Source organism: Caenispirillum bisanense (assembly GCF_900230255.1).
GTDB classification, from domain to species: Bacteria; Pseudomonadota; Alphaproteobacteria; order Rhodospirillales; family Rhodospirillaceae; genus Caenispirillum; species Caenispirillum bisanense_A.
The window spans coordinates 205,609-218,823 of record NZ_OCNJ01000008.1 but is presented as its reverse complement, the minus strand read 5'-3'; the positions used below and the strand labels follow the sequence as shown (position 1 = coordinate 218,823).

The following is a 13,215-nucleotide window of genomic DNA, read 5'->3' as shown; positions in this document are numbered from 1 at the left end:
CGCGTTGTGGGGGAGACGCCACGACCGGGAGCCCCGCCATGACCGCCGGCCCATCCATCCTCGCCCTGCTGGTCGCCGCCATCAACGCCCAGGCCGACGTCGCCGTGCCGGAGGGCGGGACGCTCGGCGGCGCCACGGCGGAGTCCCGGCACGAGATCGGCGCCGGCGAGCAGACCATCGAGGTGCGCGGCCACAGGCTGGCCGACTTCGAGGGCCTGATCGTCCGCGGCGCCGACGGGCGGGAGATCGGCCGGGTGGACGAGTTCCTCGGCGACGACCGCGACCGCATCGTCGGCCTGGTGCTGGAAACCCGGCTCATCGACCCGGCGCGCGAGGTGGAATTGGTGCTGCCGCTCGACCGCCTGCGGCTGGCCGGTCCCGGCGAGGCGCAGGCGCTCGACAGCAGCCTCACACCCGCCGACCTGAAGACCCTCGGCCGCTGGCCCGACTGAGGCGGCGGCTCAGCGCCGCAGGGGCTCGACCCGCAGCTTGGTGACCGTGCGCCACAGCCATTCCGCCGGGCCGCGGCGGAAGCGGCGCAGCCACAGGTGGCTGAACCCGACCAACGCGGCATAGCCCACCACCGCCAGGCCGAGCACCTCCGCCGCCCCCACCCGGCCGAGCAGGCCCAAGCCGTAGGCGTGGAAGTACAGCTGCCCGAGGGCGCCGATGGCGAGGTAGTTGGTCAGCGCCATCTGCCCGGCCGGTGCCATGGCCGCCCGCAGGCCGCTGCCGCCGCGGCGCTCCATCCACAGCGTGCCGCCGGCGATGAGGCCGAGCGCGAGCAGCGGGATCCCGACCAGCGTCGCCCGGTACAGCCGCGGCATGTCCCCGCCCACCAGCAGCCCGTTGACCGCCGCCAGCGGCAGCCCGAGCCCGAGCCCGACCCAGGCGGTGCGCACGAGCAGCGTGCGGTGGCGGTCCAGGGTCTGCGGGATGCGCCCGCGCCCGGTCCACAGGCCGAGCAGGAACAGGCCGAAGATGTTGGTCAGGTACCAGACGTTGAGCACCGGCAGCGAATCGCTGAGGGCGAAGTAGCGGTGGACGTTGTGCGCCACCACCTCGGCATAGGTGCCGGTGGCGTAGAGGCGCAGCGCCGCCGCCTCCGCCGTGTCGCCCACGGCGCTGGTGTCCTCGCCGCCGGGCGGCAGCGGGGCGAAGGCGGCGATTGCGAGCGGCACCCCCGCCAGCAGCAGCCCCGCCAGCACCAGCACCGCCCGCCGCGGCAGGAAGGCGAAGGGCAGCAGCAGGGCGCCGAGCACGGCATAGTCGATGAGGATGTCGCCCCAGAACAGCAGCGTGAAGTTCACGACGCCGAAGGTGGCCAGCATCACCAGCCGGCGGGCGTACAGGAACAGGAAGGCGCGGCGGTCGTCGCCGCCGTGCGCCAGCATGATGGAGAACGACAGCCCGAACAGGAACGAGAAGGCCGACAGCGCCTTGGCGTCCACCAGGATCATCAGGCCATGGTGGACGACGCGGTCGAGCCCGTCGGACACCGCCGCCCACTGGTCCGGCGTCATCCACTCCAGGCCGCTCATGGCACGCAGGTTCATGACGGCCACCCCGAACAGGGCGGCGGCGCGGACGGCGTCGATGACCTGGACCCGCTGTTTCTGCGCCGCCCCGTCCCGGTCGGCGGGCGAGGCTTCGGCCCGGCGGTTCTCCCGCGCTGCGTGCTGGTTCATGACGCATGAACGGCCGCAGCCGGTATCGCGGTTGCGCCAGCTCCGTCAGGCCGTCAGGCGCTCAACGTTCGCCGCCGACGATGCGCGGCTTGGGGAAGGGATGGACGCTGCCGCCCTGGCTCTTGGGGTCGGGCGCCTTGCCGCCGCCGAACAACTCGCCCTGCACGGTATCGGGGTCGGGCACGCGGCGGCTGTCGGTCTCGCGGAAGTATTCCTGGAACAGTGGCTCGCCGAGGATCTCGAGCGCCGTGTCCTCGGCCTCGCCGCGCATGCCGAGGGCCTCCAGGGTGGCGGAGTGGGTCTCGACGGCGATTTCGGCGGTCAGCAGGCGTTCGCGCATGGGGTCGTTGGACAGGCGGTCGCGCTCTTCCTTCAGCAGGAACAGGTAGACGCGGAACAGGCGGAAGGCCTTCTGCCGCGCTTCGGTGAGGGCGCGGGTGGCTTCCTCGGCGCGCATCTGCTCGGCCAGCAGGCGGGTCTGCAGGCTGTCGTTTTCGCGGGCGAGGCGGTCGCGCTCCGCCTCCAGCTGCATGGCGTTGTCGAAGACGGCGTCGAACTGCGCCTTCAGCTCGCGCAGTTCGCTGCGCAGGCGGTCGATGGTGTCGCGCATCTCGCCGGGATCGCCGGTGTTGCGGCGCGACCGGACATAGCGGCGGTAAGCGATGACGTAGGGCGCGATGGCCTCGTGCTGCAGCGGCTGCCGGGGGTCGAGCCCGGTGCGGACGAGCGGCTCGCGGTAGTCGGGGTGGCCGAACAGGGCGCGCACGGTCTTCGGCACGATCTGCATGAGGGGCGCGTCGGGGATGCCCTCGCAGATGCGCACCCAGCGCTTCAGCGTCTCCACGTCGCGCGGATCGGCGAGCCGCTGGCCTTCCTTGGCGGCTTCGATGAGGCGCACGAGAAAGGCGCGCGACGGATCGCGCGCGGCGTTGGTGCTGGTGCCGTTCCCGGGTTGCGTCATGCCGTTCCCCTTGCCGAACCCCGACCGCTCCGGCGGTGTAACGAAACCGCAGGATACCTCAAAGGGGGGCGGCAGTTCCACCCTATGGAGACGGGAAGGGCGGGCATGACGAAGGGGCGCCCCCCTCCGCCTCACGGGGCATGACAGGCGGCGGCGGCGCCTCTATAGTCCGCTCCGCCCGCCCGAAGGCCGTGACCAGGCGCGGCAATGGGATGAAACGACGCTCGAAGGCAAGGACCAGGCGCACATGACCAGCAAACCGGAAAAGATCGGCGTGATGCTCTGCGGCCACGGCAGCCGCGACGTGGGAGCGGTGACGGAATTCACCCGCCTCGCCGAACACCTGCGCGACCGCCTGCCGCAGTACCCCGTGGAAAGCGGCTTCCTGGAGTTCGCCCGCCCGATCCTGCGCGACGGCATGGAAAAGCTGCGCGAGGCCGGCGTCACCCGCATCCTCGCCGTACCCGGCATGCTGTTCGCCGCCGGCCACGTGAAGAACGACCTGCCGTGGGAGGTCAATTCCTACGCCGCCGAGTTCCCCGGCCTGAGCGTGGAATACGGCCGCGAACTCGGCATCGACCCCAAGCTGCTGAAGGCCGCCGCCGCCCGCATCGAGGAAGCCGAGGCCGCCTGCGCCACCAAGGTGGACCGCCAGGACACCCTGCTCATGGTGGTCGGGCGCGGCACCAACGACAGCGATGCCAACTCCAACGTCTGCAAGGTCGCCCGCATGCTCTGGGAAGGCATGGGCTTCGGCTGGGCCGAGACGTGCTATTCCGGCGTCGCCCACCCGCGCGTCGACGCCGGCCTGGAGCGCGCCGTGAAGCTCGGCTTCAAGCGCATCATCGTGTTCCCGTACTTCCTGTTCACCGGCATCCTGGTCCGCCGCATCTACGACCAGGCCGACGCCGTGGCCGCCGCCCATCCGGACGTGGAATTCGTCAAGGCGCCCTACCTCAACGACCACCCCATGGTGATCGAGAGCTTCGTGGAGCGCGTCGGCGACATCCTGGCCGGGTCGGTCGCCATGAACTGCCAGCTGTGCAAGTACCGCGAGCAGGTGATCGGCTACGAGGGTGACGTCGGCGCCGTGCAGGCCGGCCATCACCACCACGTGCGCGGCATCGGCACCGACGGCGACCACGGCCACCATCATCATCACGGGCACGACCACGGTCACGGGCATCACCATCACCACGATCATGGCCACAGCCACGGCCATCACCACCACGATCATGGCCACGGTCATTCCCACGACCATGACCACGACCACCCGCACCACGACAACGAAGACGAAAAGGCCTGACGGAGGAAGCCGGCCATGAGCGGCCGCTACACCTACCTGCGCGACCCCGCCGCCATCTATCGGGAAAGCTTCGCCACCATCGGGCGCGAGGCCGACCTGGCGGCGGTGCCCGAGCCGCTGCGGCCGCTGGCCGTGCGGGTGGTGCATGCGTGCGGCATGGTGGATGCGGTCGCCGACCTCGCCTTCTCGCCCGACGCCATGACCGCCGGCCGCGCCGCGCTCGCCGGCGGCCGGCCCATCCTGTGCGACGTGGAGATGGTGGCGCACGGCGTCATCCGCCGGCGCGTGCAGTCGCCGGTGATCTGCACCTTGTCGCGGCCCGAGGTGCCGATCATCGCCCGCCGGCTGGACACCACCCGCTCCGCCGCCGCCGTCGACCTGTGGCGCGAACACCTGTTCGGCGCCGTGGTCGCCATCGGCAACGCCCCCACCGCCCTGTTCCGCCTGCTGGAACTGCTGGCGGAAGGGGCGCCGCGGCCGGCGGTGATCCTCGGCTTCCCCGTCGGCTTCGTCGGTGCGGCCGAGAGCAAGGAAGCCCTCATCGCCGACGCCCCGCTGTTCGGCGTGCCCTTCGTCACCATGCGCGGCCGGCGCGGCGGCTCGGCCATGGCGGCCGCGGCGGTGAACGCGCTCGCCGCCCCGCTCGACGCCGAGCAGGAGGACCGCCCGTGACGGCGGCGCCCTGGCTCACGGTCGTCGGCATCGGCGAGGACGGGTTGCCCGGCTTGTCCGCCGCCGCCCGTTCCGTCATCGAAACGGCCTCCGTCCTGGTCGGCGGCGCTCGCCAGCTGGCGCTGGTACCCGACACCGGCGCCGAGCGGCTGGAGTGGGGCGGCCTGCGCGAGACGCTGGCCGCCGTCGAGGCCCTGCGCGGCCGACCGGGCGTGGTGGTGCTGGCGAGCGGCGACCCGCTGCACTTCGGCCTCGGCACCACGCTCAGCCGCCGGCTCGATCCCGCCGAGCTGGTGGTGCTGCCGCACGTGTCGTCCTTCGCCCTGGCCGCCGCGCGGCTGCGCTGGTCCATCGCCGACTGCCGCCTGCTGACCGCCCACGGTCGGCCGGTGGCGGGCATCGTGCCGCACCTGATCCCCGGCGCCCGCCTGCTGGTGCTGTGTGCCGACGGCACCACGCCGGCTGCGCTGGCCGACCTGCTGTGCCGCCACGGCTTCGGGCCGAGCCGCCTGACCGCCCTGTGGCACCTCGCCGGCCCCGCCGAAGGCCGCCGCGACGCCACCGCCGACGCCTGGACGCCCGAGCCGACGCCCGATCTGGTGGTGATGGCGGTGGAGTGCGTCGCCGCCCCCGGCGCCCGCGTGCTGCCGCGCACCCCCGGCCTGCCCGACGGCGCCTTCCGCCACGATGGGCAACTGACCAAGCGGGTGGTGCGCGCCGCCACCGTCGCCGCCTTGCAGCCGCGGCCCCACGCCCTGCTGTGGGACATCGGCGCCGGCTGCGGCTCCATCGCCATCGAGTGGATGCGCGCCGCCGACCATGCCCGCGCCGTCGCCATCGAGAGCCACGACGGCCGCCGCGCCCTCATCGCCGACAACGCCGTCGCCCTCGGCACGCCGGGCCTGACCATCGTCGCCGGCCGCGCGCCGGAAGCCCTGGCCGAGGCCGGGCCGGCACCGGATGCCGTGTTCGTCGGCGGTGCCGTCTCGCGCCCCGGCGTGCTGGAAGCCTGCTGGGACGCGCTGAAGCCCGGCGGGCGCCTCGTCGCCAACGCCGTCACCGCCGAGGCCGAGGCCCGCCTGCTGGAGCGCCGCGCCGCCTGGGACGGCGACTTGACGCGCCTCGCCGTGTCGCACCTCAAGGAAACCGCCGGCGGCCTGCACCTGTGGGAGGCGCTGGCGCCCGTCACCCAGCTCGTGGCGGTGAAGCCGTGAGCGCGCCGGGCACCCTGATCGGCGTCGGCGTCGGCCCCGGCGACCCGGAGCTGGTGACGCTGAAGGCGCTGCGGGTGATCCGCGAAGCGCCGGTGCTCGCCTGGCCCGCCAATCCGGAAGGGCACAGCATGGCGCGCACCGTGGTGGCGTCGTGGATTCCGCCCGGCAAGACCGAGATCGCTGTCACCATGGATTTCGTCTCGCGCGGCCGCACATCCGCCAATGCCGCCTACGACGCCGCCGCCGCCGCCATCGCCGGGCACCTGGAAGCGGGCCGCGACGTCGCCGTGCTGTGCGAGGGCGATCCGCTGTTCTACGGCTCCTTCGCCTATATCCTGGCGCGGCTGGGCGGGCGGTTCCCGGTCTCCGTCGTGCCCGGCATCACCAGCATGACCGCCTGCGCCGCCGTCGCCGCCCGCCCCGTCGTGCTGCTGGACGAGGTGCTGACGGTCCTGCCGGCGACGCTCGCCGAGGACGTGCTGGAAGCCCGCCTCGTCGCCGCCGATGCCGCCGCCGTCATGAAGCTCGGCCGCCATCTGCCCAAGGTGGCGGCGGTGCTGGCGCGTCTCGGCCTGGCGGAGGACGCGCGCATCGTCGTGCGCGCCGGCCATCCCGACCAGCGCCTGCTCACCCTGCCGGAGGCGCTCGCCGAGGGCGTCCCCTATTTTTCCCTGCTGCTCGTGCGGAAGCGCCCATGACCTCTCCCGTCTTCGTCGCCCTCACCGGCCCGGGCCTCGCGCTCGCCCGCCGCCTCGCCGCCGCCCTGCCGGAGGCGCAGGTCCACGGCCTCGCCGGACGGACGGAGGGGGCGGACGCCACCTTCGCGGACACGCTCGCCCACCTCCGCGACCTGTTCGCCGCCGGGCGGCCCATCGTCGGGGTGTGCGCCGCCGGCATCCTGATCCGCGCCGTGGCGCCGCTGCTGGCCGACAAGCAGGCCGAGCCGCCGGTGATCGCCGTCGCCCAGGACGGATCGGCCGTCGTGCCCCTGCTCGGCGGCCACCACGGCGCCAACGCCCTGGCCCGCCGGCTGGCCGAGGTGCTGGGCGTCGCCGCCGCCGTCACCACCGCCGGCGACGTCGTCCACGGCATCGCCCTGGACGAACCGCCGCCGGGGTGGCGCCTCGCCGACCCCGCCGCCGCCAAGCCGGTCATGGCCGCGCTGGCCGCCGGGCAGCCGGTACGCCTCGACGGCATCGCCCCCTGGCTCGCCGCCCTGCCGCAGAGCACGGATGCCGCCCATGTCGTCACCGTCACCGAGGGTCGCGACTGCACCGGCCTCGTCGTCCACCCGCAGACCCTGGCGCTCGGCGTCGGCTGCGAGCGTGGTGCCGACCCGGCCGAGTTGCGCGATCTGGTGGCGCGCACGCTGGCCGCAGCCGGCCTGTCCGAGAAAGCCGTCGCCTGCGTCTGCTCGCTCGACCTCAAGGCCGACGAGGCGGCGGTGCGGGCGCTCGCCGCCGATCTCGACGTGCCGGCGCGGTTCTTCACGGCTGCCGAGTTGGAGCGCGAGACGCCGCGCCTCGCCACGCCGTCGGACGTGGTCTTCGCCGAGGTCGGCTGCCATGGCGTATCCGAGGGCGCCGCCCTGGCCGCCGCCGGTCCGGATGCGGCGCTGGTGGTGCCCAAGGCCAAGTCGCCGCGCGCCACCTGCGCCGTCGCCCGCAGCCCGGCGCCCATCGACGCCGCCGCCGTCGGGCGTGGCCTCGGGCGGCTTACGGTCGTCGGCATCGGCCCGGGGCAGGCCGGCTGGCGCACGCCCGCCGTCTCCGCCGCCGTGGCGCGGGCGAGCGACCTGGTGGGCTACGGCCTCTACCTCGATCTGCTCGGCCCGGCCGCCGCGGGCAAGCGGCGCCACCAGTCGGACCTGGGGGCGGAAGCCGACCGCGCCCGCGCCGCCCTCGACCTGGCCGGGCAGGGGCGCGACGTGGCGCTAGTGTGTTCGGGCGACGCCGGCATCTATGCCCTGGCGACCCTGGTGTTCGAACTGATCGCCCACGAGGCCGACCCGGCGTGGCGCTTCGTGGAGGTGACGGTGGAACCCGGCGTCTCGGCCATCCAGGCCGCCGCCGCACGGTCCGGCGCCCCCATCGGCCACGACTTCTGCACCATTTCGCTGTCGGACCTGCTGACGCCGTGGGAGGTCATCGACGCCCGCCTGCGCGGCGCCGCCGCCGGCGATTTCGTCGTCGCCTTCTACAATCCCGTCTCCAAGCGCCGCCGCGACCATCTGGCGCGGGCGCGCGAGATCCTGCTGACCGGCCGGCCCGGCACGACGCCGGTGGTGCTGGCGCGGAACCTCGGCCGGCCCGACGAATGCGTCACCGTCACCACGCTCGCCGAACTTTCGCCCGATATGGCCGACATGCTGACGCTGGTGCTGGTCGGCAGCCGCGAAAGCCGCCTCGTCGACCACGGCGGCCGCCGCTGGCTCTATACGCCGCGCGGCTATGCCGCCAAGCTGGGTGAGCCCGTCGCCATGGGAGAAACCGCATGATCCGTCGTTTCCTGCTGCCGACCGCCATCGCTGCCGCCCTCGCCGTCGCCGGCCCGGCCGCCGCATCCCCGCCGGAGGGCAAGGGCAAGCCCGAGCACGCCGGCAAGCCGGACAAGGCCGACAAGGGGCCGGACAAGGGCAAGCCGGCCAAGGTGACCGGCACCGGCGCCCCCGACCTGGGCGATGCGGTGGCCGCCGCCGTGCTCGGCGAGCTGGAGCGCCAGCTGATCGGCGACTACTTCCGCAGCACGCCGCCGAGCGCCCTGCCGCCCGGCCTCGCCAAGCAAGGCAAGGTGCCGCCGGGCATCGCCCGCCAGATCCAGCGCGGCCAGCGCCTGCCCGACGACGTGCAGATGCTGCCGCTGCCCGCCGACCTGCTCGGCCGCCTGCCGTCCTACCGCGGCGCCCGCCCGGTGGTGGTGGGCAGCGACGTCGTGCTGGTGCAGGAAGGCACCCGCCTCATCCTCGACATCCTGAAGGACGTCCTCTGACCATGACCGTCCACTTCATCGGCGCCGGCCCCGGCGCCCCCGACCTCATCACCGTGCGCGGCCTGAACCTGATCCGCCGCTGCCCGGTGGTGCTCTACGCCGGGTCGCTGGTGCCGCGCGAGGTGGTGGCCGAGGCGCCCGCCGGCGCCGAGGTGGTGGACACCGCCCCCCTGCACCTCGACCAGATCATTGCGATCATGCAACGGGCCCATGCGGAGGGGAAGGCGGTCGCCCGCGTCCATTCCGGCGACCCCAGCGTCTATGGCGCCATCGCCGAGCAGATGCGCCGGCTCGATGCGCTGTCCATTCCCTACGACGTCTGCCCCGGCGTGCCGGCCTTCGCGGCGGCGGCGGCGGAGCTGTGCCAGGAACTGACTCTGCCCGACGTGGCGCAGACCGTCATCCTCACCCGCACCGCCGTGCGGTCCTCGGCCATGCCCAACGACGAGACGCTGGCGACCCTGGGCAAGTCGGGCGGCACGCTCGCCATCCACCTGTCCATCAACAACCTTAAGCATGTGGTGGACGAGCTGACGCCGCTGTATGGCGCCGACTGCCCGGTGGTCATCGTCTACCGCGCCACCTGGCCGGACCAGCAGATCCTGCGCGGGCGCCTGTCGGACATCCGCGCCCAGGTGAAGGCGGCCGGCATCACCCGCACCGCGCTCATCCTGGTCGGCCGGGTGTTCGATCAGGACGGTGCCTTCACCGACAGCCGCCTCTACGCCGCCGACCACACCCACGTGCTGCGCCCGGCGGCGGCGGACTGACGGCATGGAGGCCCTGCTCGCCGCCGACCCGTGGTTCCTCGCCGGCCTCGTCGCCGCCCTGCTGGTGACAGGTGTGGCGGCGGGCGTGCTGGCCGGGCTTCTCGGCGTCGGCGGCGGCATCGTCATCGTGCCCATGCTGTTCCACCTGTTCACGCTGCTGGGCGTCGACGAGGCGGTGCGTATGCACGTGGCGGTCGGCACCTCGCTCGCCACCATCATCCCGACCTCCCTCTCCTCCATCCGCGCCCATCACCGCAAGGGGGCGGTGGACCTCGATCTGCTGAAGCGCTGGGGTCCGGCGGTGTTCGTCGGGGTGGTGATCGGCACCGTGGTCGGCACGGGCGTCAAGGGGCCGGTGCTGACGGGCGTGTTCGCCGTGGTGGCGCTCGCCGTCGCCGCCAACATGGCCTTCCGCAAGGAGGGCTGGACCCTGCGCGGCGAGTTGCCCTCCAAGCCGGCGCAAGGCGCCCTCGGCGTGGTGATCGGCGGGATTTCCGTCATGATGGGCATCGGCGGCGGCACGCTGTCGGTGCCGATCCTTTCGGCCTTCGCCTACCCCATCCGCCGCGCCGTCGGCACCGCGTCCGCCATCGGCCTCATCATCGGCGTGCCGGGGGCCATCGGCTTCCTGCTGTCGGGCCTGGGGGCGGAAAACCTGCCGCCGGGGACGGTCGGCTACGTCAACCTCGTCGGCTTCGCGCTCATCGTGCCCTGCACGGTGCTGGCCGCGCCCTGGGGCGCCCGCATCGCCCATGCCATCGACCCCCGCAAGCTGCGCGCCGCCTTCGCCGTCTTCCTGTTCCTGACGGCCCTGCGCATGCTGTGGGGGCTGGTGGGGTAGGCTCACCCGGTGACGGGCGGAGCCCCTCGCCGGGTGCACGGCGCGACTGCGCCGCGCGCCTCCTGGCGCGGGAGCCAAGGGCGCGGCACGCGCCCGCCCGGCGCCTGAGGGCAAAAAATCAACCCGGAACGGTAAGGGTCTCGCCGGGCCCGCACCCCTTCAGCACCGCCAGCAGATCCTCCAGCGCCAGCGCCACGCAGCCTTCCGTCGGCGCGTAGGCGGGGCGGGCGACGTGCAGGAAGATGCAGCTGCCGAGCCCCGGCACCGGCGGATCGTCGTTGTGGCCGAGCACCACCACCACGTCGTAGAGCCCGTCGTCGCGCCACATCGCCTCGGTGCTGGCGGGGTAGGGCAGTTTGACCGGGCGGTTGTAGGCCGCATCGCCCGGCGCGTCGCACCAGCCGTCGTCGGGCGCGATGGGCGCCACGGGCAGGGCGGTCTGCGGCGGGGTGGACAGGCGGTCGGGGCGGTAGAGCACGCGGCGCAGGGCGAAGGTGCCGACCGGCGTGCCGCCGTCGCCCTCGCGTTTGTCGGCGACGATGCCGCCCTTGCCGAGCGCGCAGGGCAGGCGGCGCTCGCCCTGGATCAGGAAACCGGCGGGATCGACGAGAAGCGGCACGGCGGGTCATCCGGGGCTGTGGCGGTTGCGGCCTTCACTTGGCGCGCCCGCAGCCCCGGCGTCAAGCCTCAGCCGGCGGTGGCGGTGTTGAGGCGGCCGGTCTGCTGGTAGCGGTCGAGCGCCTTCAGCATGGCCTGGTCGAACCAGCCCGGCATGGCCTGCGGACCCTGCTCGCCGCCAGCGGCCGCTTCGGCGGCGGCGACCGATTCGGCCGCCGTCGCATAGCCCGCCGCGCCGGTCACCGGGGCGGAGGCGGCGGCGGGGGTCGCCAGGGGAGCGGCGGAGGCCGGGCGGAAGGCCGCCTGCAGCATGGGATGCTTGGCCGCCTCGCCCTTCAGGCCCTGGGCTTCCAGGGCGCGCATCACCGCATCGTCGGCGGAGGCCTGGGCGACGGTGCCCTGCGCCTCGGCGGCGGCCATCTGGGCCTTGCTCGGCACGCTCAGGTACTGGGCGCCGTCGTCGTCGGCCTGGGCAGGCCGCGCCGCGGCGGCGCCGTAGCTCGGGCGCAGCGCCGCCATCTGGTCGGCGGGCGACAGGCCGGCGGGGCGCTTCTCCGGCGCCGGCATGCGGGTGAGGGCGCCGGTCGGGCGGAAGTCGGAGGCGCGGATGGGCATGAAGCCGGCGGGCGCCTGGGCGGCCGGGAAGAACCGGGCGTCGGCCCCGGCCGTGGTCGTCTCGCCGGCGGCAGCGGGAGCGGAGGCCGGCGGCGCGGCGAGGTTGCCGGCGGAGGCGGGCATGGCGGCGGCGGTCTGCACCTCGCCCCCCTCGGCGCCGGCGGGCGTCGCGGTGGCGTAGCGGCCGATGCGGTCGGTGGCGCTGTCGCCCTGGGCCACCTGGGTCGGCGCCTCGCCCTCGTCGCCGTCGAACAGCGACAGCAGCGTCTCGCCTTCCTGCAGGCCGGCGGCTTCCTCCACCACCTGGGTCACCACGGCGGCGGCGACGCCGATGACGCCGCCGAACAGCGCACCGCCCGCCACGCGGGTGAGCGGCTTGATGGTGTCGCCGGTGATCTCGCGGTAGATGGTCGAGATGATGGGCAGGTGCTGCAGCGGGTTGATGATGTCGACGAAGTCCCAGAACGACACGTCGTCGTCGCCCGCCTTGGCCTTGCCGGCGGGCGCACCGGTGGCGGAACCGCCGGGGCGGATGTTGTCGATGACGACCGGGGCGTTGGCGACGGTGCTCATGGGCGGGTCCTCTGCTGCACCGCCCTCCCATGCAAGGACGAGTCCAACTCGGCAGCCGAGGATTTCCGCGGGTTCAGGCGGTGCATCGCCGCCCGGCGGCAGAATCTGCCGGGCAAGAAAGTGTCCATCGCAGGGCTCCCCCGTCAGGGCGGCGACGGAGCGGCGGAACTCGTGTATTGCTGTCGGGCCGGCACCGCGCACCGACCAGGGGGCTTCTGCCGTGGATATTCCGCGCATCTTCACCATCACCGAAAGTGCCCACCGCATCCACAATCCCTTCACGGCGGACAACTACGCCACGCTCGGCGCGGCCTTGCGCCTGGAGCCGGACACCCGCGTCCTGGATCTCGGCAGCGGATCCGGCGAGATGCTGTGCACCTGGGCCCGCGATCACGCCATCACCGGCACCGGCATCGACATGAGCCCGCTGTTCACCGCGCAAGCGAAGCGCCGCGCCGAACAGCTCGGCGTCGCCGATCGCGTCGCGTTCATCCATGGCGACGCGGCCGGCTACGTCGCCGCCGATCCGGTCGGGGTGGCCGCCTGCGTCGGGGCCACGTGGATCGGTGGCGGTGTCGCCGGCACCATCGCGCTTCTGGCGAAAAGCCTGCGCCCCGGGGGGATCATCCTCGTCGGCGAACCGTACTGGCTGCGGGTGCCACCCGACCAACAGGTCGCCGAGGGATGCGGCGCCGGGTCGATCGCCGACTTTCTGACGCTGCCCGACCTGATCGCCTCGTTCGCCGATCTCGGGTACGACGTCGTGGAAATGGTTCTGGCGAACCAGGACGGCTGGGACCGCTACGAAGCGGCCAAGTGGCTCACCATGCGCCGGTGGCTCGACGCCAATCCCGACGACGAGTTCGCGCCGGAGGTTCGCGCCTTGTTGGCCTCGGAACCCCGGCGCTATGCCGCTTACACCCGGGAATACCTGGGCTGGGGCGTCTTCGCGTTGATGGCGCGGTAATC

The 13,215-nt window shown here is 73.5% G+C and carries 14 protein-coding genes; 10 read left to right on the top strand and 4 right to left on the bottom strand.

The window, feature by feature from the left end; translation table 11 throughout:
* Window positions 1-38: 38 nt before the first annotated feature.
* Window positions 39-452: a PRC-barrel domain-containing protein gene (locus tag CRP50_RS18035; RefSeq protein WP_097280578.1), complete on the top strand. Its 414-nt coding sequence runs from the start codon at window positions 39-41 to the stop codon at window positions 450-452.
* A 9-nt stretch (window positions 453-461) separates the two neighbouring features.
* Here CRP50_RS18035 and CRP50_RS18030 read toward each other — a convergent pair whose 3' ends face one another.
* Together CRP50_RS18030 and CRP50_RS18025 are read right to left on the bottom strand one after the other, a co-directional pair.
* Window positions 462-1,688, bottom strand: coding sequence for a DUF418 domain-containing protein (locus CRP50_RS18030; RefSeq protein ID WP_097280577.1), 1,227 nt, complete (start codon window positions 1,686-1,688; stop codon window positions 462-464).
* A 61-nt stretch (window positions 1,689-1,749) separates the two neighbouring features.
* Entirely contained in the window at window positions 1,750-2,649 is a 900-nt protein-coding gene (locus CRP50_RS18025) for a hypothetical protein (protein WP_097280576.1), read from the bottom strand.
* 247 nt (window positions 2,650-2,896) lie between these two features.
* On the opposite strand from CRP50_RS18025, the gene CRP50_RS18020 reads away from it, so the two are divergent.
* From CRP50_RS18020 to CRP50_RS17985, 8 genes are read left to right on the top strand one after another with little or no spacing between them, the layout of a single operon-like run.
* On the top strand, window positions 2,897-3,955 hold the full coding sequence (locus tag CRP50_RS18020) for a sirohydrochlorin chelatase (protein ID WP_176525248.1): 1,059 nt from the start codon (window positions 2,897-2,899) through the stop codon (window positions 3,953-3,955).
* A gap of 15 nt (window positions 3,956-3,970) precedes the next feature.
* Window positions 3,971-4,627: a precorrin-8X methylmutase gene (locus CRP50_RS18015; protein WP_097280575.1), complete on the top strand. Its 657-nt coding sequence runs from the start codon at window positions 3,971-3,973 to the stop codon at window positions 4,625-4,627.
* Entirely contained in the window at window positions 4,624-5,841 is a 1,218-nt protein-coding gene (gene cbiE / locus CRP50_RS18010; protein ID WP_097280574.1) for a precorrin-6y C5,15-methyltransferase (decarboxylating) subunit CbiE, read from the top strand. Before CRP50_RS18015 ends, cbiE begins: the two co-directional genes overlap by 4 nt.
* Complete coding sequence (cobI, locus tag CRP50_RS18005; protein WP_097280573.1) at window positions 5,838-6,539, top strand: precorrin-2 C(20)-methyltransferase; 702 nt, start codon at window positions 5,838-5,840, stop codon at window positions 6,537-6,539. Before cbiE ends, cobI begins: the two co-directional genes overlap by 4 nt.
* Window positions 6,536-8,338, top strand: a complete 1,803-nt coding sequence (gene cobJ / locus CRP50_RS18000) for a precorrin-3B C(17)-methyltransferase (protein ID WP_097280572.1) — start codon at window positions 6,536-6,538, stop codon at window positions 8,336-8,338. Before cobI ends, cobJ begins: the two co-directional genes overlap by 4 nt.
* Window positions 8,335-8,829 (top strand): hypothetical protein, encoded by a 495-nt coding sequence (locus CRP50_RS17995; protein WP_097280571.1) that lies wholly within the window; start codon window positions 8,335-8,337, stop codon window positions 8,827-8,829. Before cobJ ends, CRP50_RS17995 begins: the two co-directional genes overlap by 4 nt.
* Before the next feature lie 2 nt (window positions 8,830-8,831).
* The gene (gene cobM, locus CRP50_RS17990; protein WP_097280570.1) at window positions 8,832-9,599 is read left to right on the top strand and encodes a precorrin-4 C(11)-methyltransferase; all 768 of its coding nucleotides are present in this window, start codon (window positions 8,832-8,834) and stop codon (window positions 9,597-9,599) included.
* A gap of 4 nt (window positions 9,600-9,603) precedes the next feature.
* Window positions 9,604-10,440 carry a sulfite exporter TauE/SafE family protein gene (locus tag CRP50_RS17985; RefSeq protein WP_097280569.1) on the top strand — a complete coding sequence of 279 codons (837 nt, stop codon included), beginning with the start codon at window positions 9,604-9,606 and terminating at the stop codon, window positions 10,438-10,440.
* A gap of 118 nt (window positions 10,441-10,558) precedes the next feature.
* Here CRP50_RS17985 and CRP50_RS17980 read toward each other — a convergent pair whose 3' ends face one another.
* Both CRP50_RS17980 and CRP50_RS17975 read right to left on the bottom strand, forming a co-directional pair.
* Window positions 10,559-11,059 carry a L,D-transpeptidase family protein gene (locus tag CRP50_RS17980; protein WP_097280568.1) on the bottom strand — a complete coding sequence of 167 codons (501 nt, stop codon included), beginning with the start codon at window positions 11,057-11,059 and terminating at the stop codon, window positions 10,559-10,561.
* Between the two features lie 68 nt (window positions 11,060-11,127).
* Entirely contained in the window at window positions 11,128-12,246 is a 1,119-nt protein-coding gene (locus CRP50_RS17975; protein ID WP_097280567.1) for a hypothetical protein, read from the bottom strand.
* Window positions 12,247-12,466: 220 nt separating this feature from the next.
* Here CRP50_RS17975 and CRP50_RS17970 point away from each other — a divergent pair, with 220 nt between their 5' ends.
* Window positions 12,467-13,213: an SAM-dependent methyltransferase gene (locus CRP50_RS17970; RefSeq protein ID WP_097280566.1), complete on the top strand. Its 747-nt coding sequence runs from the start codon at window positions 12,467-12,469 to the stop codon at window positions 13,211-13,213.
* Window positions 13,214-13,215 lie beyond the last annotated feature (2 nt).

Bases quoted from the DNA above. Each gene is read 5' to 3' on its own strand.
- CRP50_RS18030 (WP_097280577.1), bottom strand. From the start codon at position 1,688: ATGAACCAGCACGCAGCGCGGGAGAACCGCCGGGCCGAAGCCTCGCCC.
- CRP50_RS17985 (WP_097280569.1), top strand. From the start codon at position 9,604: ATGGAGGCCCTGCTCGCCGCCGACCCGTGGTTCCTCGCCGGCCTCGTC.
- CRP50_RS18020 (WP_176525248.1), top strand. From the start codon at position 2,897: ATGACCAGCAAACCGGAAAAGATCGGCGTGATGCTCTGCGGCCACGGC.
- cobJ (WP_097280572.1), top strand. From the start codon at position 6,536: ATGACCTCTCCCGTCTTCGTCGCCCTCACCGGCCCGGGCCTCGCGCTC.
- CRP50_RS17975 (WP_097280567.1), bottom strand. From the start codon at position 12,246: ATGAGCACCGTCGCCAACGCCCCGGTCGTCATCGACAACATCCGCCCC.
- CRP50_RS18025 (WP_097280576.1), bottom strand. From the start codon at position 2,649: ATGACGCAACCCGGGAACGGCACCAGCACCAACGCCGCGCGCGATCCG.
- CRP50_RS17995 (WP_097280571.1), top strand. From the start codon at position 8,335: ATGATCCGTCGTTTCCTGCTGCCGACCGCCATCGCTGCCGCCCTCGCC.
- cobM (WP_097280570.1), top strand. From the start codon at position 8,832: ATGACCGTCCACTTCATCGGCGCCGGCCCCGGCGCCCCCGACCTCATC.
- CRP50_RS18035 (WP_097280578.1), top strand. From the start codon at position 39: ATGACCGCCGGCCCATCCATCCTCGCCCTGCTGGTCGCCGCCATCAAC.
- CRP50_RS18015 (WP_097280575.1), top strand. From the start codon at position 3,971: ATGAGCGGCCGCTACACCTACCTGCGCGACCCCGCCGCCATCTATCGG.